Genomic DNA, 16,605 nt, shown 5'->3' on the forward strand with positions numbered 1-16,605 from the left:
GTTTTGATTGCCAGGGCATCATCATGGAAGATTTCATTAATCTCCCCACCATCAGTACCAGCATGACACCGGATTTTGTCGATGCGCGCACGTGCCGGCAATGGTTGGCGTTGCTGCCAATGATCAATGTGCCACAAGCCCATTTCGAGCTATTGGATGCCTTGGTGAAATTCAACCGGGTGCAGCTGCCAGCACTGGATCGATTGAAGACACTGGAGTTGTTGCGCGAAACCATCGCCTACCTAAACGATGCCAATGCCAAACGATATGCAGGTCGCGCGTTGCCAATGACCAGTGGGGAGCGCGACATCTGGCAAGCAAATGTCCAGCTGTGGCGGGTGATGAGTGATAGTTACAAGCATTGCCTGAAAGCCGCGCTGGACGGCGACGAGACAGTGACCGAGTATACCGCGCTCAGCAATCAGCGCAGCCTGCGTTATCTGGGTCTGGCATTGCGCGAGTATGCGCTGGCATATCAAGAAATCCCGCAGGAAGTCTGGGAGGATTTCCATAGCATGTTCCGTGTAGCTGAACGTGGTCATGCTTTGCGGGCGGTGAAGGATTCCATGAATACCCAGGCACCGGCGTCCAGTTGTACTGCTGTCTATGTCCAAGCCTTGCTGCTGGATGTCGCCAAGCCATCTGGCAGCTCGATCAAACAGATTGTCTGGCTGGATAAACTGCTGGATCGTTGGGCGAACTATGTCACAGTACATCTCGAACCACCACCATCCAGCCCAACCAAGATCATGGTGGATACAGGTGCTGGTGGGGTGTTGTATCGTGAGACCGAACTGAAAGGTAGCGCACGCTATCTGGATACCAGCCAGTTGGCCAAAAGCCTCAGCAAGCGCATCAAGTTGTTGCGTATGGGCGAGACACCAGCCCAACTGGGTTTGGGTGAAGATTTCCCTGGTGATGTGTGTGAGCCATTATTGCTCAATTGTTATCAACAATGGTGTAAAGGGGGCGAAGAACGCAATTATCAGCGGCGTGTTATCAAGGGTTCGGTTGAGGTGGCGTTGACGGTACCAGCTGTTCACTATTTCATCAGTGGCGAAGCTTTTGAACAGCCACTCAAACCACAAGAGATCCGCGGCCAATCGCTCGAAGCTTTTCAGATATTCGGTCATGCTGCTGAGAGTGCGGTACGTACAGTGGCGACTGGTGTCGGTTTCCCATCCGAGCGCTGGGATGTTTTTGACCAAAGTGCGCTGGGTTATGGACTGGCGAAAACGGTGGGCACTGGGGAACGTGTTCAACACAACCAAATGGTCGGCATCCGCGCTGAAGAAGGGGCGGACATGTTGGTGGGTGCGTTCCGTTGGGTAATCCAGACCGCAGATAACCGATTGCTGGTTGGCATTCGCATGATGCCGGGTATCCCTAAAGCGGTGTCAGTGCGTGCCACGGGCCTTAGTCCATCGGGCGCCAATCTCTATGTGCAAGCTTTGTTGCTACCCGGAGTGGCGGCATTGCGCTCGGAGGTCAGCCTGTTGCTGCCACCCGGCTGGTTCCGTCAAAGCCGTATTCTGGAAATGCTTCAGGATGGCAAAACACGCCGTGTGAAACTGTTGGCGATGTTGGAGCGAGGCTCTGATTTCGAGCGAATCACATTCGAAATGTTGCCCTGACCAGACACCGGTCTATTTGAAACGTATTGTATTACCTTGCTCTGGTCGGGGCGGGGTGATGCTTACCCGTCGCCTCCGTGACTCGATAAACAGAATACCCCTCTCAGTTTGGACTGCCAATACTGAATGCTACGATAGCAAACGGTATCAGGCTTCGCCGTGCAGATCACTTGTAAAGTCTGCAAAACCTCGCCAAGATTGGCGTTTGGGTGGGATTGGCCCGCCTGACTTTCCAATCTCAATCAGCGAGCCAACATGTCCAAAGCCATTCAATTATCCCAGACCGGTGGGCCGGAAGTTATGCAATGGATCGACGAAACACTTGGAGATCCTGGGCCAGGTGAGGTGCGTGTACGTCACCATGCGATTGGCCTGAATTACATTGATGTCTATTTCCGTACCGGGGTCTACCCATCTCCAACGCTACCGACAGGGCTGGGTAAAGAAGCCGCAGGTGTTGTAGAGGCAATAGGGCCCAATGTCACGTTGGTCGACGTGGGTGATCGGGTTGCGTACGCGGGCGGGGCAAATGGCGCATACTGTGATGTGCGCATCATACCTGAGAGTCAGTTGGTCAGATTACCGGATGGAATTGGTTTTGATACCGCCGCTGCCGCAATGTTGAAAGGGTTGACTGCCCAGTACCTGTTACGTCGTACTTACAAAGTACAGCCGGGTGATACGGTGTTGATTCATGCGGCGGCAGGTGGTGTTGGTCTGATTGCTTGCCAGTGGGCCAAGGCGTTGGGGGCAACGGTCATCGGTACGGTAGGTTCAGACGAGAAAGCAGCATTGGTCAAAGCCCATGGCTGCGATCATCCCATTGTCTATACGCGTGAGCATTTCCCGTCACGGGTCCGTGAATTGACGGATGGGGACGGGGTGCATGTCGTTTACGATTCCATTGGCAAGGATACGTTTCTGGATTCGATCGATAGCTTACGTCCGTTGGGCATGATGGTCAGTTTCGGGAATGCATCCGGGATGGTGGAATCATTCTCGCCACAAATACTGGCACAGAAAGGGTCACTGTTTCTCACCCGGCCCGTGCTGTTCAGTTATACCGCCAAGCGTAGCGATCTGGAAGAGATGGCCGCTGAGCTGTTTGCCGTACTGGCAAATGGGACAGTCAAAGTGGAAATCAACCAACGTTACTCACTGGTAGATGTAGCTCAGGCACATCGTGACCTGGAAGCACGACGTACAACCGGATCCACTATTCTGATTCCATGATGTTCCGGTATGCGGAATAAAAAATGCCATTGTGGCAGCGCCGCATGCCAAGTATGTCTTCCTTGGAGTAATGTTTCCTGATCACAAGCTGATGGCATGTCTCAGCATGTCTAAGCAATTCGGTGAGAGCATGGTTGTGTACTGCATAGCGGAACACGGCCGTGATGGCTCATCCTGGTGTTCCGAACCGGATCCGATCTAGGAGACTTGTCATGTCTGCTGTTCCTGCTGTTCGAAATGGCGCCCAGGCGCTGGTGGACGCCTTACTCATCCATGGCGCCGATACAGGTTTCTGTGTGCCAGGTGAAAGCTACCTGGCGGTACTGGATGCGCTTTACGATGTACGTGAACGATTCAAACTGATCGTATGTCGGCAGGAAGGTGGGGCTGCGTATATGGCCGACGCCTATGGCAAGCTGACAGGTAAACCCGGTATTTGCTTTGTCACCCGTGGGCCGGGTGCCGCCAATGCCAGTGTTGGCTTACACACTGCATTTCAGGATTCCAGTCCGATGATTCTATTCATCGGTCAAGTCGCGCGGGATGCACTTGAGCGTGAAGCATTTCAGGAGTTGGATTACCGACGTATGTTCGGGCAGCTGGCAAAGTGGGTGGCACAGATCGATAATGCCCGCCGTATTCCGGAATTTCTCTCCCATGCCTTCCATATCGCAACCAGCGGGCGTCCAGGCCCGGTTGTGCTGGCCTTGCCGGAGGACATGCTCAATGATCCATGCGATGTTGCGCAACCACAGCCATATCGACGTATTGCTGCTGCACCACCGCCAGCTGCCATGGCGGAACTGCACAGCCGCCTTTGCCAAGCCAAAAGACCGGTGATGATTGTCGGTGGCCGTGGCTGGACAACCCAAGCGTGCGCCGATTTACAGCAGTTTGCCGAGCAGTGGCAATTACCGGTTTCGTGTGCATTCCGCTATCAGGACTTGTTTGACCATAGCCATCCAAACTATATCGGTGATGTTGGATTGGGTATCAACCCCAAGCTCAAGGCTCGTTTGCAGGAGGCTGACCTGGTCATTACCGTGGGGGCCAGATTGGGTGAATCAACTACCAATGGCTATGTTTTGTTCGATATCCCTCGTCCGGCACAAACTCTGGTACATGTGCACGCAGGTGCTGAAGAGCTGGGTCGGGTCTATGCAGCGGATCTGCCAATCAATAGTGGTTATCCGGAATTTTTCGCAGCCGCTTTGAATCTGCAGCCACCGGCCAGTTTGCCATGGGGGGATAACGTGCCCGGCAATCGGCAAATCTATTTGGATTGGAGTGAGCCTGGGCGGGTCCCCGGGGCAGTACAGATGGGGGACATCATGTGCTGGTTGCGTGAACGGCTGCCTGCAGATGCGATTGTGACCAATGGGGCTGGCAACTACGCGATTTGGTTACATCGCTTCTATCGATATCGACAGTTTGGTACGCAGCTTGCACCGACCAATGGTTCAATGGGTTATGGCGTACCTGCCGCAGTTGCTGCCAAGATTACACAGCCAAGTCGTACCGTGGTGGCTTTTGCCGGTGATGGCTGCTATATGATGAACGGGCAAGAGCTGGCTACCGCAGTCAAATACGGTGCCAGTGTGATATTCATTGTGGTCAACAATGGCATGTTTGGCACCATCCGTATGCATCAGGAACGGGAATACCCGGAACGAGTGATGGCCACCTCATTGGTCAACCCGGATTTTGTCGCGTTGGCCAAAGCCTATGGCGCTCATGGTGAATTGGTGACAGAGACTGGCCAGTTTGCCGTGGCATTTGAACGTGCACTGACTGCTGGAAAGCCGGCATTGATCGAGATACAGGTCGACCCTGAAGCCATTACCCCCAACACGACCATCAATCAACTTCGTGGTAAACGATAGGTCATGGTAATGACGAAGGATCAACCTGAGTATGCGATAGATTGATATACGGTAGACGAGGTAAGTTCGCTTTGGCCCGGAACGGTATTCTTCGGCGGTAGCCGAATTTCCGATTGGCACTGATGGGTGGTGAGGCCGGGCCAAGGCTGATAGATGTTGGTGTGAGTATGCCAAGCATGTTGTATTGGAGATGTTAGTTAATCCAACCGTAAGTGATTGACCTCAAAACCAGCGACGACGTGACGTCTTGGTACTCAGCATGCCAATTAATCCTAGCCCGATCATCGCGATGGTCCCGGGTTCCGGTACCGTGAACTGATCGACGGTCATTCGAACTGTTGTCAAATAGAAATTCCCGTTCCGATCATTTGGGTCATTCATGTTGAAACCACTCAGATCCCATTGATATTGTTCGCCATTCAGTCCGAATAATGGTAGTTCGGTAAACACATCAAAGAACGATTGGATGGTACCGCCGTGTTCATTACCGTACCCATCGGTCATGGTGGCATTGGTCATTTGTGCATTGGTAGGGAGTGAGTCCAGATTACCGATATCATCACCCGTCGCCATAAAAAACGGGATATCAATGAAACTACCAAAATTAGGTGGTTGTGGAATGTGGATCACCGCCGGAAAAATGTTCCACAGATGTGTTGTGATGATCTGATCAATAACGAAGGTTTCCCGATTCAATCGTGTATAGGTACCTGCACGGTCTCCCCAATCGGGGGCGTGTAGCGTGATCGTCATTCGGCTCCTGAATTCATTGTGCCCAATGACGGTGACTTGCACGCCTTTGTCTTCGATAGCAATTGCTTCAATCAACCCCGCCTGTACTGACGATACCGCACAGCTGACTGCCATTGCGACTACTGAAATTCGCATTACCTTGGAGAAGGTAGTACGAGGAGTGGATGCGACTGTTTTCATCATCTTGCCTCCTGGAAATTAAATAGTTCGAACTATGACAATTTGCGCTGATGGAAATATCCACCTGGCAAGCAGCAAATAAGTTGCTACTCGTCAGGAAAGAAAGCACATCACATGCCTATTTTTTGAATTATTTTAAAATTCATATAAAACAATGACTTGACTTTATTTTTTTGCGTATTTTGGTGAAGGGTACATGAGGTTTCAAGGGTAGTGTAAAAATATCTGAATCAATTGGATTTTCAGGTGAGTTGGTAAATTAGACCGGTCATATTGAAATGGTGTGATTGGGTCGAATGGGTCGATGATGATTGTGTGATTTTGGATTGGAAAATGGGGCAAGTCGCGTTCGTTGGTATGTTTCAATGTTAGATCGTTACTTGAAGAGGCCATGCCATTCCCACCTGACTATGGGTCATCCAGGTTCGATTGGAATGGTGTGAATAACCAAAATGCTTGAACGGGACGAATCCGATCTAGCCTGGTATGGGGGCTATCTCTGCTGGCAATTGCGACCACATGCCCCGGTAGTATTCACGATCAGCACGTGACAGTTCTGGCAACAGTCCCTGCAGCCGTTGCAAGGCGGCGTGTGCAACGTGTGGCTGGGCAGCGTGGGCGCTGTACCAGGCTCGCTCAAACAGTAGGGCACACACTTGGCTGACGGGATAACGTCGCCGGCCGCTGTCGTGCTCTTGTAGATAGCTGGCCGCTATATCATGCCAACCACCCTGCTGCGGGAGCGCATCTGCAAAAGGCCGTGCCCAGTCGCGTAATGCAGTGGGTGGCCATGGCGCATAGCACTGGAAATCGGAAAATGACGGGCGTGATGAGGTATTACAATGGCCTCGCGCAATTCGCATCAAATAAAGCGGATTCCAGGCCGAATGATGACTCAATCCACTTTGTTGGCAAAGCCATTCACTGAATGCAATACGTTGCACAGCTTGTGGGGTTGGGTCGGGCCCATCAATCAACTTGGCACAGTGCAACAACCAGCACGCCATCCCGAGATTGGCTGCTCCTTGTTGGGCCGCATCCATTGAGTTGGATTCGAATGCCGCCATCAAGCTGGTTTCAAAATGTTGTAGCGATTGCCGAGCCCAGTCTGTGGCGGCTAAGTCAGTGGGGAAGGCCAGTGCGCGGGTTCGCAGCACAAGTGCGGACAAGTTGTGCCATTCGAAACGGATTTGTGGGTGATAGCGTAACAGCCCAGTCAAATTGGGGCTGCCATGCAACTGAGCCAGCAACGTAGTGGCCAGCCCGAAGTCTCGTTGATCGTAAGCGCACCACGCCGCGAGGATCTGTTCCATGGCATCCAGAAAATCATGTCCGGCCACTTGTTTGTTTCGTCGTTGTTCCCGTAATTGGCGCAGTAGTCGTCTTGCCTGCCTTCCATCTCCCAGGCGTCGCCATACTCCTGCCTGAGCCAATAGCACATGGGCTTCCTGGGCTGAATCGATTGCCAGTTGATGGGCTGTTTTAAGGGCGGTCAGTGCGGTCATTTCCCCCTCACCCTGCACGGGTGAGGCTAGGCGTCCCAAACGGCTAGCTTGTCGGGCCAGGATGATCTGCTGCCAGAAGGCCAGGTCAGTTACCGTTTGATTGATTGGCGAGGTTTGTGCAGGATAGGGTTGGGGTAGGCCCAAGTAAGCGGTAATGTCCTCGGCACTGGCCAAGTGCTGATCGACATGTATGGCCAACTTGGCTGCTTCGGTACCAGTCAGCCAGAAAGGCCCCTGACTGCGTCGATCGGTATTCAGAAAGCGTGGATCACGCTGGATGTCCTCCCCCCAGCCCACTTTGATCCCCCATTCACCAAAATCCCGAAAAGCCCGGCTGATGGCCATGCGTAGTGAGCGGGCATCGCTCAACAAACCTTTCAAGTCATCCAGTCGTACTTTGGGTTGGCCGGACTGCCAGGCCCAATAAACCCGTATCAATAACCATAGCGATTGATAAGCAGCCCGTCGACCATTCACCGTTTGGGGGGTGGTGAGCTCAATCATGATCATGTCGGCCACCTACTTATCGTGATGGACAGGGGAATGTGACAGTTGTGACAGCCGGGTCGATAGGCACTGTTGTGAAGGCTATCTACTATTCGCGATATGGATGGCAATTGGTCAAAGCGGTTGCCATGTGGTTGAGCAGTTTCATTCATGGGGAAATGGACGGGTTACATGATTAAGGTTCGTGCACCGCGATTGTCGCTGTTTTTGCTGTTACTGACTGGATTATGGCTGTCACATCTGTCACATGCCGATACGGTGATTGACCGGCCGGATTTTGCGGGTGCATTCAATGCAGCTGGTGTGAAGGGGACATTTGTGTTGTATGACGTGGCTGCGAATCAAACGCTGATTTACCCTCGACAGCGTGCTTTGCAAAGATTCATCCCTGCCTCCACCTTCAAAATTCCCAATAGCTTGATTGCGTTGGAAACCGGCGCGGTTCGGGATCTGGATGAAATCCAGCCCTATGGCGGTAAGCCACAACGACTTGCCATATGGGAAAAAGATATGAATCTGCGCGATGCCATTCGTGTTTCCAATGTGCCCGTCTATCAAGTGGTAGCACGCCGGATCGGCCAAGATCGAATGGCAGAATGGGTCAAACAGTTCAATTACGGCAACCGCGATATTGGTAAAGTGATCGATCGTTTCTGGTTGGATGGCCCTTTGACGATCTCGGCAATCGAACAAACCCGTTTCCTGGCTAAATTGGCGCAAAAGCAATTACCCCTGAGCAAAACGACCATGGACAGAGTGCATGACTTAACCCTGCAGGATCAAACGGAAGATTACCGTTTGTATGCTAAGACAGGTTGGTCGGATGCCACGCGACCCGGGATTGGCTGGTGGGTAGGCTGGGTTGAGCGTGACAGCAAGATCTATGCTTTTGCGTTGAACATTGACATCAATACAGATCGCGACGCTGATCAGCGGATGGTGGTGGCGCGTAAGTTACTTGCTGACTCAGGCGTGATTTGAGGCAGCCGCTTGGGGGCTGTTTGCCGCATCATGACTGCAAAAAGTAGTTGTACGTTGGTATCGATATAAGTGAATAACATAATAGGGGAGAAGTGATGCAACGCATGCCGGGGCTCGATTTGATGCGAGCCATTGCCATATTGTGGGTGATGTTGTTTCACGCCATGGTGGGTGGCTTATCACTGCCGGGCAACAATATTGCCCGCTTTGGCTGGATGGGTGTGGACCTGTTCTTTGTATTAAGCGGCTTTCTGATCGGAAGCCAGCTGTTGCAAACCTTGAAAACGACTGGGACCGTATCATGCGGCCGGTTCTATCTGAGGCGGGCATTTCGCATCCTGCCGGCATTCTGGGTCATGGTGGTGCTGTATTTCAATCTGCCTGGCATTCGCGAATTTCAGGAAATTCAACCTTGGTGGCAGTTTCTGACGTTTACCGAGAATCTGCTGATCGATTACTCGATTCCCAAGGCGTTTTCTCATGTCTGGTCGCTGTGTGTAGAGGAGCATTTCTATCTGCTGCTGCCCGTGTTGGTGTGGGCAATGGCGCGTCGCCCCAGTGCTGTGAACGTCGTAGTGGTCAGTGTCAGCATCATACTGGGCGGTCTGCTGTTGCGTTGGTACGTCTGGCAGCATGATCTGGCGCCTGTTCAGGGCATCGTCGAGGGGCCGGGGAATTTCTTCCAGCTTTATATCGAGCGTATCTATTACCCCACCTATACGCGGCTGGACGGTTTGTTGGCTGGCGTCGCGCTGGCGATAGTCAACGTGTATCACCCGAAGCAATGGGCATGGCTGATGTTGCGTGCCAATGGGCTATTGCTGGCTGGGGTGGTAGGCATGGCGTGTTCGCTGTATCTGTTTGTGGATCGGTTTGCGTTCCTGCCCGCAGTCATCGGCTTCCCATTGTTATCCTGGAGCCTGGCGATGCTGGTGGCAGCGGCGGCCAGTCCATTCAGCCTGATTGGACGCTTCAGGTTACCGGGTGTCACGGTAGTAGCAACCTTGGCGTACAGCCTGTATCTGACCCACAAGGCGGTCTTTCACTGTGTTCAGGTGCAATGGGGGAATAAGTTGATGGCAAACCCAGTACTGGCCTATGTCTGTTATGGCGGGGCGGCCTTGGTGGCAGGGGGCGGTCTATACTGGCTGGTCGAACGTCCCGGCTTGCACTTGCGTGACTGGCTGCTGGGGCATGCAATGCCTGCGGCAGAAACGGTGACGACTACAGCAATAATGGTGCGCAACCCGTGATTCGCAAGTGGGTGACAGCTGGGAATCTGTTCAAAACCATATTGCGCACCCGTGATTGTGGCTCATGTGCTGCTCATGGCAGATCGTGAACAGGTTCTGAGGCTTGTCGGCCCAGGGGCAAACTTGTTAAGCTTGCGCCTCGGGTCGGCAGTTCACCCAGGCGTCGCCACTCCGCTATTGGAGCGCTAAACCTGTTGTAGTTTGATCACGTGGCCATGATTTCCTGTGCCATGCTGCAAGGGCGACCACCAGCAACCCCTTCGGGTGGGCACGTTTCAAACAAGGAAACCACCGTGTCCAAGATATTGCTTCCATTTCATACTGACGATATCTCAGCATTCGCTCGTGCTATGTGTCGGCAGTTGGCAGCTCGTACTGACGTCCCATCTCATTTGGAGATGCTCAACATACTGGCCCGCGCTGCCGGCTTTCAGAACTTTCAAAGTTATCGCGAGCTGGCAATTCACCAGCAGGATGCGGCAAACGATGCCAACGCCAGCCAAGTGGCGCTGACTGCCAATGCCAAAAAGCTGATCAGTTACCTGGATGATTCAGGCCGACTTACACGCTGGCCAAACAAGTACACCGTTCAGCAGCTTAGCATCTGGTATTTGTGGACGCTTTTCATACCGCGCCACAAATATACCGAGCGGGAAGTCAATGAGGTATTGAAAGCTTTCAACACTTTTGGTGATCACGTCATCTTGCGCCGAGAGCTGGTCAACGCCGGCCTACTATGGCGTACGCCAGATGGTGCACAATACCGCAAGCAGCCAAGTAAGCCTTCCGATGAAGTGATGACGATGATTCGCGAAATCCGAAGATTAAGGAAGCTGCCAAAAGCCAGAAAAGTGGCTTAGGGAAGGGTGTCGTCCCGGTTACAGCGGCATCGCGTGAGCGACAGTGTTGTAGCCGGTGTTACTGTTTATTGATTTCAGGGACAAATGCCCCTGAGAACGTCCTATTCTTAGGGGGCATAGCATGTCGTTATCAAACCACATCAATCCCGATCATTTTCTGGATATGTCCGGCAATGTCACGCTCACCAGCGAAGACGTTGTAGCAGCCTGGGAGCTCGCATACGAGGCCATGGAGCGACAATTGCGAGCAGTTGGGCCACACGCTACCTTGTATGTTGTATTTGGATTACAAGGTGCAGGAAAAACAACCTGGGTTGAACAGAACGCTCATCGTTTTGGCCCTGATGCGGTGTTCCTTGATGGGCCATTACCGTCACGTACCAAACGTACGCGGGCAGTTGTCTTGGCCAAGAGTATGGGGCGCAAAGTAGTAGCGGTCTGGCTGAACACGCCATTCGACGTAGCCCTTGCTCAAAATGCCACACGTACTGGGCTTGCGTGTATCCGCGAAGAGGCGATTCGGCATGTTTATGATCAACTTGAGCCTCCCTCCATTGAGGAGGGCTTTGATCAGATCATGGAGATCAATATTTGCCAAGAGCAGGCCTAATTCTAATCTTTAGGTTTGAGTCGGCGAATGACGGTAAAAACAATGCCAGCCAAGGCAATCATCACGATGAGTAGGATGCGAGGCATGTTCGACAGATTTTCCGATACGGACTCATCTCGTTTGGCATCGTAAGTGCCTTCAAGTCCCCAGTTGACATTGTCTATTGAGGCAGCGCGATCGAACAGGAAGTTGTAATCTTCATAACGCTTCTTCGGCAAATACGTCCAACCGTCCAGAATCTGTCTGAAAACTGCTTGAGCCTTGGCCATTTCTGCATATTTGGCATGCATCACCAAGGCAGTGCCGCCTTCCCGTCCAAGCAGCACTGCCCCTGCAATAAAAAATTGCTCATCTTGCAGGCCAATTGAGCGTACATCGAAAGAAAATTCGAGCCTGTGCTTTGTGGGATCATAAGCAGGAGGCATGACCCACTTATTGAACATGATTTGGATGCCAGCGTGTTGGGCGCTGGCTTTGATGAAGGCATCTTTCATTTCATTCATGAATGTTGTGGAATGTATTTGGGCAGAATCTTTTTCACTGATATATCCAAACGGATTAAAGCGAATTTCTATTGCCCAAGGATTTGATTCATCCTCGGGCAAAATTGCACCAACAACCATATCGCTGGGATTCGCCTTGATCGCTTTCAATAGGTGATTGACATCATTCTTGGGGATGAAGACGGTGCTGGCTGGCAGATTGAATCTTGCCTGATTGGGTACACTGATTAGATTGGGGCCGGCAATAGCAGCCATACGTGCGGCTTTGTAGGCTGCATAAATGGTTTTAATGGATTGGAGCTGTTCTTCGCGTGATTGGTATGGGGCTGCTTGGCTGATTGCGGAAGCGAGGGAAAGCCAAATGGCTAAGAGGCCGATCAATGCCTTCATGCTGCGTCCTTGCGAGAGTTGAGTAACTAGACTGATGTTTGTTTGGCACTGGTCTATTCAGAATTGATACAAAAATTATATGCTCTGAACGGCATGTTGTGCAGTGCTATTGCCTACGCTGCCGAATATATATCCATGCATGACTCACATGCCAAATTTGATTGTAATGAATACTGATGATAGTAGAGGTAAATATATGATTTTGGGAATGTATTTGAGTTGGGGAACAATGATTCACAACCAGTCAAACTGACGGCAGGCAAACAGACTTAACCAGAACATGCTGCCAGCCATGATGCCAGCAAGCGTGCCAGCACATACTTCTATGGGTTGATGTCGGTGCAGCACAATTCTGGACCAGCCGATCAGGAATACAGCAAATGCAATCAGCAGCACACCAGGCAGGAAAGGCCATTGTAGTATGGCAGCAAATGTCGCGAATGCCACGTGATGGGATAATTTGAACCAGCGCAGGCAGAGTTTGGCGATCAAGACAATCAACCCTGCCGTGGCAATGCCCAACGCAACGACTGGTAAATGTAGTAGCCAACCTGTCAGCAGGCTGCTGATCACCAATAACGGAAGTATGAAATGGTGAAGATCACGGCGCTCGTGCGGAATACTGGCGTCGACGTGCTGCCAGCGCCCTTGTTGGACCCGATAGGTGCTATAGACTGTGATCAGGCCACCCAACAATAGAAACGCGATGGCAACGGCAAGCAACTCCGGGCGTTCCTGTCGGGCCATGGCCGTGAAGGTGGAAGCGGGAAGTAGGCAAAGTGGATGGCCCACGATCGAAATCCCACGAGCAACCCGCTCATGTAGCAATACAGTAGTCGGTTGCGTACCGTCAGTGGGTGTGGACAATCGGCCAACCTTGTTCTTCTGCGATGGCTTTCAGCAGGCTGTCCGGATTGACGGCCACCGGATGGCTGACCCGTTCTAGAAGTGGCAGGTCATTACGGGAATCACTATAGAACCAGGTTTCATCAAAGTCGGTCCATTTTTGCGCGTGCTCTGCTAACCACATTTCCAGCCGGGTGATTTTGCCAGCTTGAAAACTAGGAATACCCATGGGTTTACCGGTGTACCGCCCATCCACGATCTCAGGTTCGGTAGCGATGAGGTGTGGTACCCCCAGTTCTGCGGCGATCGGCGCGGTAACGAAGCGGTTGGTTGCGGTAATGATCACAATCAGATCGCCTTGGGCCTGATGGCCAGCTAACAATTGCCGGGATTTGTCGGTGATCATGGGCAGTATATGTTCTTGCATGTAGGCAGTATGAAGTGTGTGCAATTCTTCCATGCTGAACTGTGCCAACGGTGCCAGCTGAAATGTCAGGAACTCGTTCATATCGAGTATCCCTGCTTTGTATTGTTCATAGAAAGCATCGTTGCGGCGATTGGTTTCGTCGGCATCCAGCAGGCCGCGACAGATCAGGAAACGTGGCCATTCAACGTCACTGTCGCCTGCCAGCAGGGTGTGATCAAGGTCAAATAACACCAGGCGCTTCATCGAATATCTCCCATTCAGAACAAAGTTTGTTGGCTGGCATCATCAAAGCGGTGAGCACTCAATACCTCGCGCAACAGTGGCAACGTGATTTGGCGTTGTTGTTCGAGTGATACCCGATCCAGTTCATCAATGATCCCGACCAGTGAGGTTAAGTCGCGTCGCCAGCGCAATAGCAGGTATTCGCAGACATCATCGCTCAGCATAAAACCACGAGCCTGGGCATGTAGTTTGAGGGCCTGTACCTTATCCTGATCGGACAAGGGCTGCATCTGAAACACCAAACCCCAGCCAAAGCGGGTGGTCAGGTCTGCCCGCAGTGGTAATTGGCTCGGTGCACACGGGCCGGCAGCAACAAATACGCCGCGCGACTCTTTCAGGCGATTGTAGACACTGAATGCTACAACTTGGGCTTCGGCATTCAGGTGGTGAACATTGTCGAGTGCCACGCAATCCAATTCACCCAGGCTGTCGTCAGGGGCGAACAATTGGGCGCAGTCTACATAAGCAGCTTTGGCGCCCTGTTCCGTTGCAGCACGAACTGCTGCTTGTAAAAGATGTGTACGGCCTGCGCCGTGTTCCCCCCACAAATACAGCATGTGTTCGTCGCTGTAACCAAAAACCGCGTCCCGTAGTGCGTTGAGCGCTTCCAGATTGGCCTGGCCGACAAAATTGTCAAAGGCAGCTGGGGGGGACGGGGTCAGATCAAGCAGCAGTTGTTTCACAAGCGGGATGGTATGGTATTGGTCGAGTGGCTGGCAGCGCGGGTTCCAGCCTTGCAATCGAGCAAACCGGTGCACATTGTCAGGGGTGGTAATTGCTTTTGCAAAGGCAAGGTATGCGCTTCTCGTTTCAATTGCAAACTGGAATACGGTAAAATGTTGTTTTTTATCGCGGCCACCTAGGCCACGATCATGCGTCGAAAGCGACATTATAGTTTTGTTTTCCCTAGCCGTGTGCGGGGAACGTTCACTTATCAAAGCGAGAACCCTCTTGAGCGCCAACCAAACCTCCCTCAGCTATCGTGATGCCGGTGTCGACATTGATGCAGGCGATCAACTGGTCGAGAACATCAGGCCCTTTGCCAAGCGCACCATGCGCCCAGAAGTGCTGGGTGGAATCGGCGGCTTCGGCGCGCTGGTGGAAATTTCGAAGAAATACAAAGAACCTGTTCTGGTGTCAGGTACCGACGGCGTGGGTACTAAACTGAAACTGGCCTTCGAGCTGGATCGTCATGATACGGTTGGTATCGACTTGGTTGCGATGAGTGTCAATGACATTCTTGTGCAAGGGGCTGAACCGCTGTTCTTCTTGGATTATTTTGCCTGTGGCCGACTGGATGTGCCGCGCGCAACGGATGTGATCAAGGGTATTGCCGCTGGTTGCGAGCAATCTGGCTGTGCTTTGATCGGAGGTGAAACTGCCGAAATGCCGGGCATGTACCCGGATGGTGAATATGATCTCGCCGGATTTGCCGTGGGCGTGGTGGAAAAAGCCAATATCATTACCGGCAAGTCCATTCAGCCTGGTGACGTGGTGTTGGGGTTGAAATCGAATGGCGCGCATTCCAACGGGTACAGCCTGGTACGCAAGATCATTGAGCGTAGCAAACCTGATCTGGATGCCGAGTTTGACGGTGGCAAAACACTGGCAGACTGCATCATGGCGCCCACGCGTCTTTACGTAAAGCCACTGCTGAAGCTGATGGCGCATTTGCCAGTGAAGGGCATGGCACATATCACCGGTGGTGGTATTACTGAGAACGTACCGCGCGTATTGCCAGAGAACACCGTGGCACAGATCGACAAGCAAGCTTGGCCATTGCCGAAGTTGTTTCAGTGGTTACAGACAGAAGGCAATGTGGCAGCGGATGAGATGTACCGCACCTTCAATTGTGGAATCGGTATGGTAGTGATTGTAGCCGCGGAGCATGTCGATGCTGCGATGGCCATGCTGACTGTAGAGGGCGAAACGGTGTACCGCATTGGTGCCGTCCGGGCTCGTAGTGGTGATGAGCATCAGACTCAGGTGGCCTGAGTACTACCGTCATCAATACCGGCCGCCGGCCATGCTGGCGGCCTTTGTTTTTCATGGCTCTAAATGATAGATGTGCATATGAAGCGAATTGTTATGTTGATCTCCGGCCGCGGCAGCAATATGCAGGCCATTCTGGATGCCAAGCCACCAGTTGAATTTGCCGCTGTGATTGCCAATAAGGCCGATGCGGGTGGGTTGGCTATTGCCAGTGCACACGGTATTCCGACGGCCGTGTTGTCGCATAAGGATTTTGACAGCCGCGAGCGCTTTGATACGGCTTTGGCGCAGCTTATCGATACTTTCCAACCCGATTTGGTTGTATTGGCAGGTTTCATGCGCATTTTGTCTGAAGGTTTTGTTCGCCACTATGAAGGACGAATGATCAATATCCATCCTTCCTTATTGCCTGCTTTTACTGGCCTGCATACCCATGCCCGAGCGCTGGAGGAGGGATGCAAGCTGCATGGCTGCACTGTGCATTTTGTCACTGCAGAACTGGATCATGGCCCGATCATCGCGCAGGCGGCGGTACCTGTGATGGATGATGACACGCCGGAAACTTTGTCTGCTCGTGTATTGCAGCAGGAACATCTGCTCTATCCGGCGGTCGTACGCTGGATTGCCGAAGATCGTGTTACGTTGGAAAACGGCCGTGTGCGTGTCCGGCAGGATCAGATTGATGCAACAGTAGCGTTGCGATCACCTGATTGACTGTTTGCGCAACTAAGTGCCAGCAACCTGAGTGTGACTCCGGCGAGGTGAA

15 protein-coding genes are annotated in these 16,605 nt (G+C 52.3%); 9 read left to right on the forward strand and 6 right to left on the reverse strand.

The window, feature by feature from the left end; all coding sequences use genetic code 11:
• Nucleotides 1-23 precede the first annotated feature (23 nt).
• The 3 genes from FFS57_RS19045 (at nucleotide 24) to FFS57_RS19055 (ending at nucleotide 4,750) form a co-directional block, all read left to right on the forward strand.
• Nucleotides 24-1,634: a cyclic-di-GMP receptor FimW-related protein gene (locus tag FFS57_RS19045; RefSeq protein WP_137939406.1), complete on the forward strand. Its 1,611-nt coding sequence runs from the start codon at nucleotides 24-26 to the stop codon at nucleotides 1,632-1,634.
• Nucleotides 1,635-1,889: 255 nt separating this feature from the next.
• A complete protein-coding gene (locus tag FFS57_RS19050) occupies nucleotides 1,890-2,867 on the forward strand; it encodes a quinone oxidoreductase family protein (protein ID WP_137939407.1) in 978 nt (325 codons plus the stop codon).
• A gap of 212 nt (nucleotides 2,868-3,079) precedes the next feature.
• Nucleotides 3,080-4,750 (forward strand): thiamine pyrophosphate-binding protein, encoded by a 1,671-nt coding sequence (locus FFS57_RS19055; RefSeq protein WP_137939408.1) that lies wholly within the window; start codon nucleotides 3,080-3,082, stop codon nucleotides 4,748-4,750.
• A 222-nt stretch (nucleotides 4,751-4,972) separates the two neighbouring features.
• Here the strand turns inward: FFS57_RS19055 and FFS57_RS19060 are convergent, their stop codons facing one another.
• Nucleotides 4,973-5,686, reverse strand: a complete 714-nt coding sequence (locus FFS57_RS19060; protein ID WP_137939409.1) for a PEP-CTERM sorting domain-containing protein — start codon at nucleotides 5,684-5,686, stop codon at nucleotides 4,973-4,975.
• Between the two features lie 473 nt (nucleotides 5,687-6,159).
• Nucleotides 6,160-7,698, reverse strand: a complete 1,539-nt coding sequence (locus FFS57_RS19065; RefSeq protein WP_137939410.1) for a hypothetical protein — start codon at nucleotides 7,696-7,698, stop codon at nucleotides 6,160-6,162.
• Nucleotides 7,699-7,866: 168 nt separating this feature from the next.
• On the opposite strand from FFS57_RS19065, the gene blaOXA reads away from it, so the two are divergent.
• The 4 genes from blaOXA to FFS57_RS19085 all read left to right on the forward strand — a co-directional run bounded on the left by blaOXA (nucleotide 7,867) and on the right by FFS57_RS19085 (nucleotide 11,399).
• The gene (gene blaOXA, locus FFS57_RS19070) at nucleotides 7,867-8,676 is read left to right on the forward strand and encodes a class D beta-lactamase (RefSeq protein ID WP_171014072.1); all 810 of its coding nucleotides are present in this window, start codon (nucleotides 7,867-7,869) and stop codon (nucleotides 8,674-8,676) included.
• Nucleotides 8,677-8,771: 95 nt separating this feature from the next.
• Complete coding sequence (locus tag FFS57_RS19075; RefSeq protein ID WP_137939412.1) at nucleotides 8,772-9,929, forward strand: acyltransferase family protein; 1,158 nt, start codon at nucleotides 8,772-8,774, stop codon at nucleotides 9,927-9,929.
• A gap of 293 nt (nucleotides 9,930-10,222) precedes the next feature.
• The gene (locus FFS57_RS19080; protein WP_171014073.1) at nucleotides 10,223-10,789 is read left to right on the forward strand and encodes a DUF2087 domain-containing protein; all 567 of its coding nucleotides are present in this window, start codon (nucleotides 10,223-10,225) and stop codon (nucleotides 10,787-10,789) included.
• Between the two features lie 121 nt (nucleotides 10,790-10,910).
• On the forward strand, nucleotides 10,911-11,399 hold the full coding sequence (locus tag FFS57_RS19085) for a P-loop nucleotide/nucleoside kinase family protein (RefSeq protein WP_137939414.1): 489 nt from the start codon (nucleotides 10,911-10,913) through the stop codon (nucleotides 11,397-11,399).
• A gap of 2 nt (nucleotides 11,400-11,401) precedes the next feature.
• Here the strand turns inward: FFS57_RS19085 and FFS57_RS19090 are convergent, their stop codons facing one another.
• From FFS57_RS19090 to hda, 4 genes are all read right to left on the reverse strand, one after another.
• Nucleotides 11,402-12,292, reverse strand: coding sequence for a DUF2167 domain-containing protein (locus tag FFS57_RS19090; protein ID WP_137939415.1), 891 nt, complete (start codon nucleotides 12,290-12,292; stop codon nucleotides 11,402-11,404).
• A gap of 234 nt (nucleotides 12,293-12,526) precedes the next feature.
• The gene (locus tag FFS57_RS19095) at nucleotides 12,527-13,159 is read right to left on the reverse strand and encodes a phosphatase PAP2 family protein (protein ID WP_137939416.1); all 633 of its coding nucleotides are present in this window, start codon (nucleotides 13,157-13,159) and stop codon (nucleotides 12,527-12,529) included.
• A complete protein-coding gene (locus tag FFS57_RS19100; protein WP_137939417.1) occupies nucleotides 13,143-13,808 on the reverse strand; it encodes a histidinol-phosphatase in 666 nt (221 codons plus the stop codon). The genes FFS57_RS19095 and FFS57_RS19100 overlap by 17 nt, the downstream gene beginning before the upstream one ends.
• A gap of 14 nt (nucleotides 13,809-13,822) precedes the next feature.
• Nucleotides 13,823-14,737: a DnaA regulatory inactivator Hda gene (gene hda / locus FFS57_RS19105; RefSeq protein ID WP_249384074.1), complete on the reverse strand. Its 915-nt coding sequence runs from the start codon at nucleotides 14,735-14,737 to the stop codon at nucleotides 13,823-13,825.
• 61 nt (nucleotides 14,738-14,798) lie between these two features.
• Here hda and purM point away from each other — a divergent pair, with 61 nt between their 5' ends.
• Both purM and purN read left to right on the forward strand, forming a co-directional pair.
• Entirely contained in the window at nucleotides 14,799-15,842 is a 1,044-nt protein-coding gene (purM, locus tag FFS57_RS19110; protein ID WP_137939418.1) for a phosphoribosylformylglycinamidine cyclo-ligase, read from the forward strand.
• A gap of 78 nt (nucleotides 15,843-15,920) precedes the next feature.
• Nucleotides 15,921-16,553, forward strand: a complete 633-nt coding sequence (purN, locus tag FFS57_RS19115; protein WP_137939419.1) for a phosphoribosylglycinamide formyltransferase — start codon at nucleotides 15,921-15,923, stop codon at nucleotides 16,551-16,553.
• Nucleotides 16,554-16,605 lie beyond the last annotated feature (52 nt).

The sequence above is a fragment of the Chitinivorax sp. B genome, assembly GCF_005503445.1.
GTDB lineage: Bacteria > Pseudomonadota > Gammaproteobacteria > Burkholderiales > SCOH01 > Chitinivorax.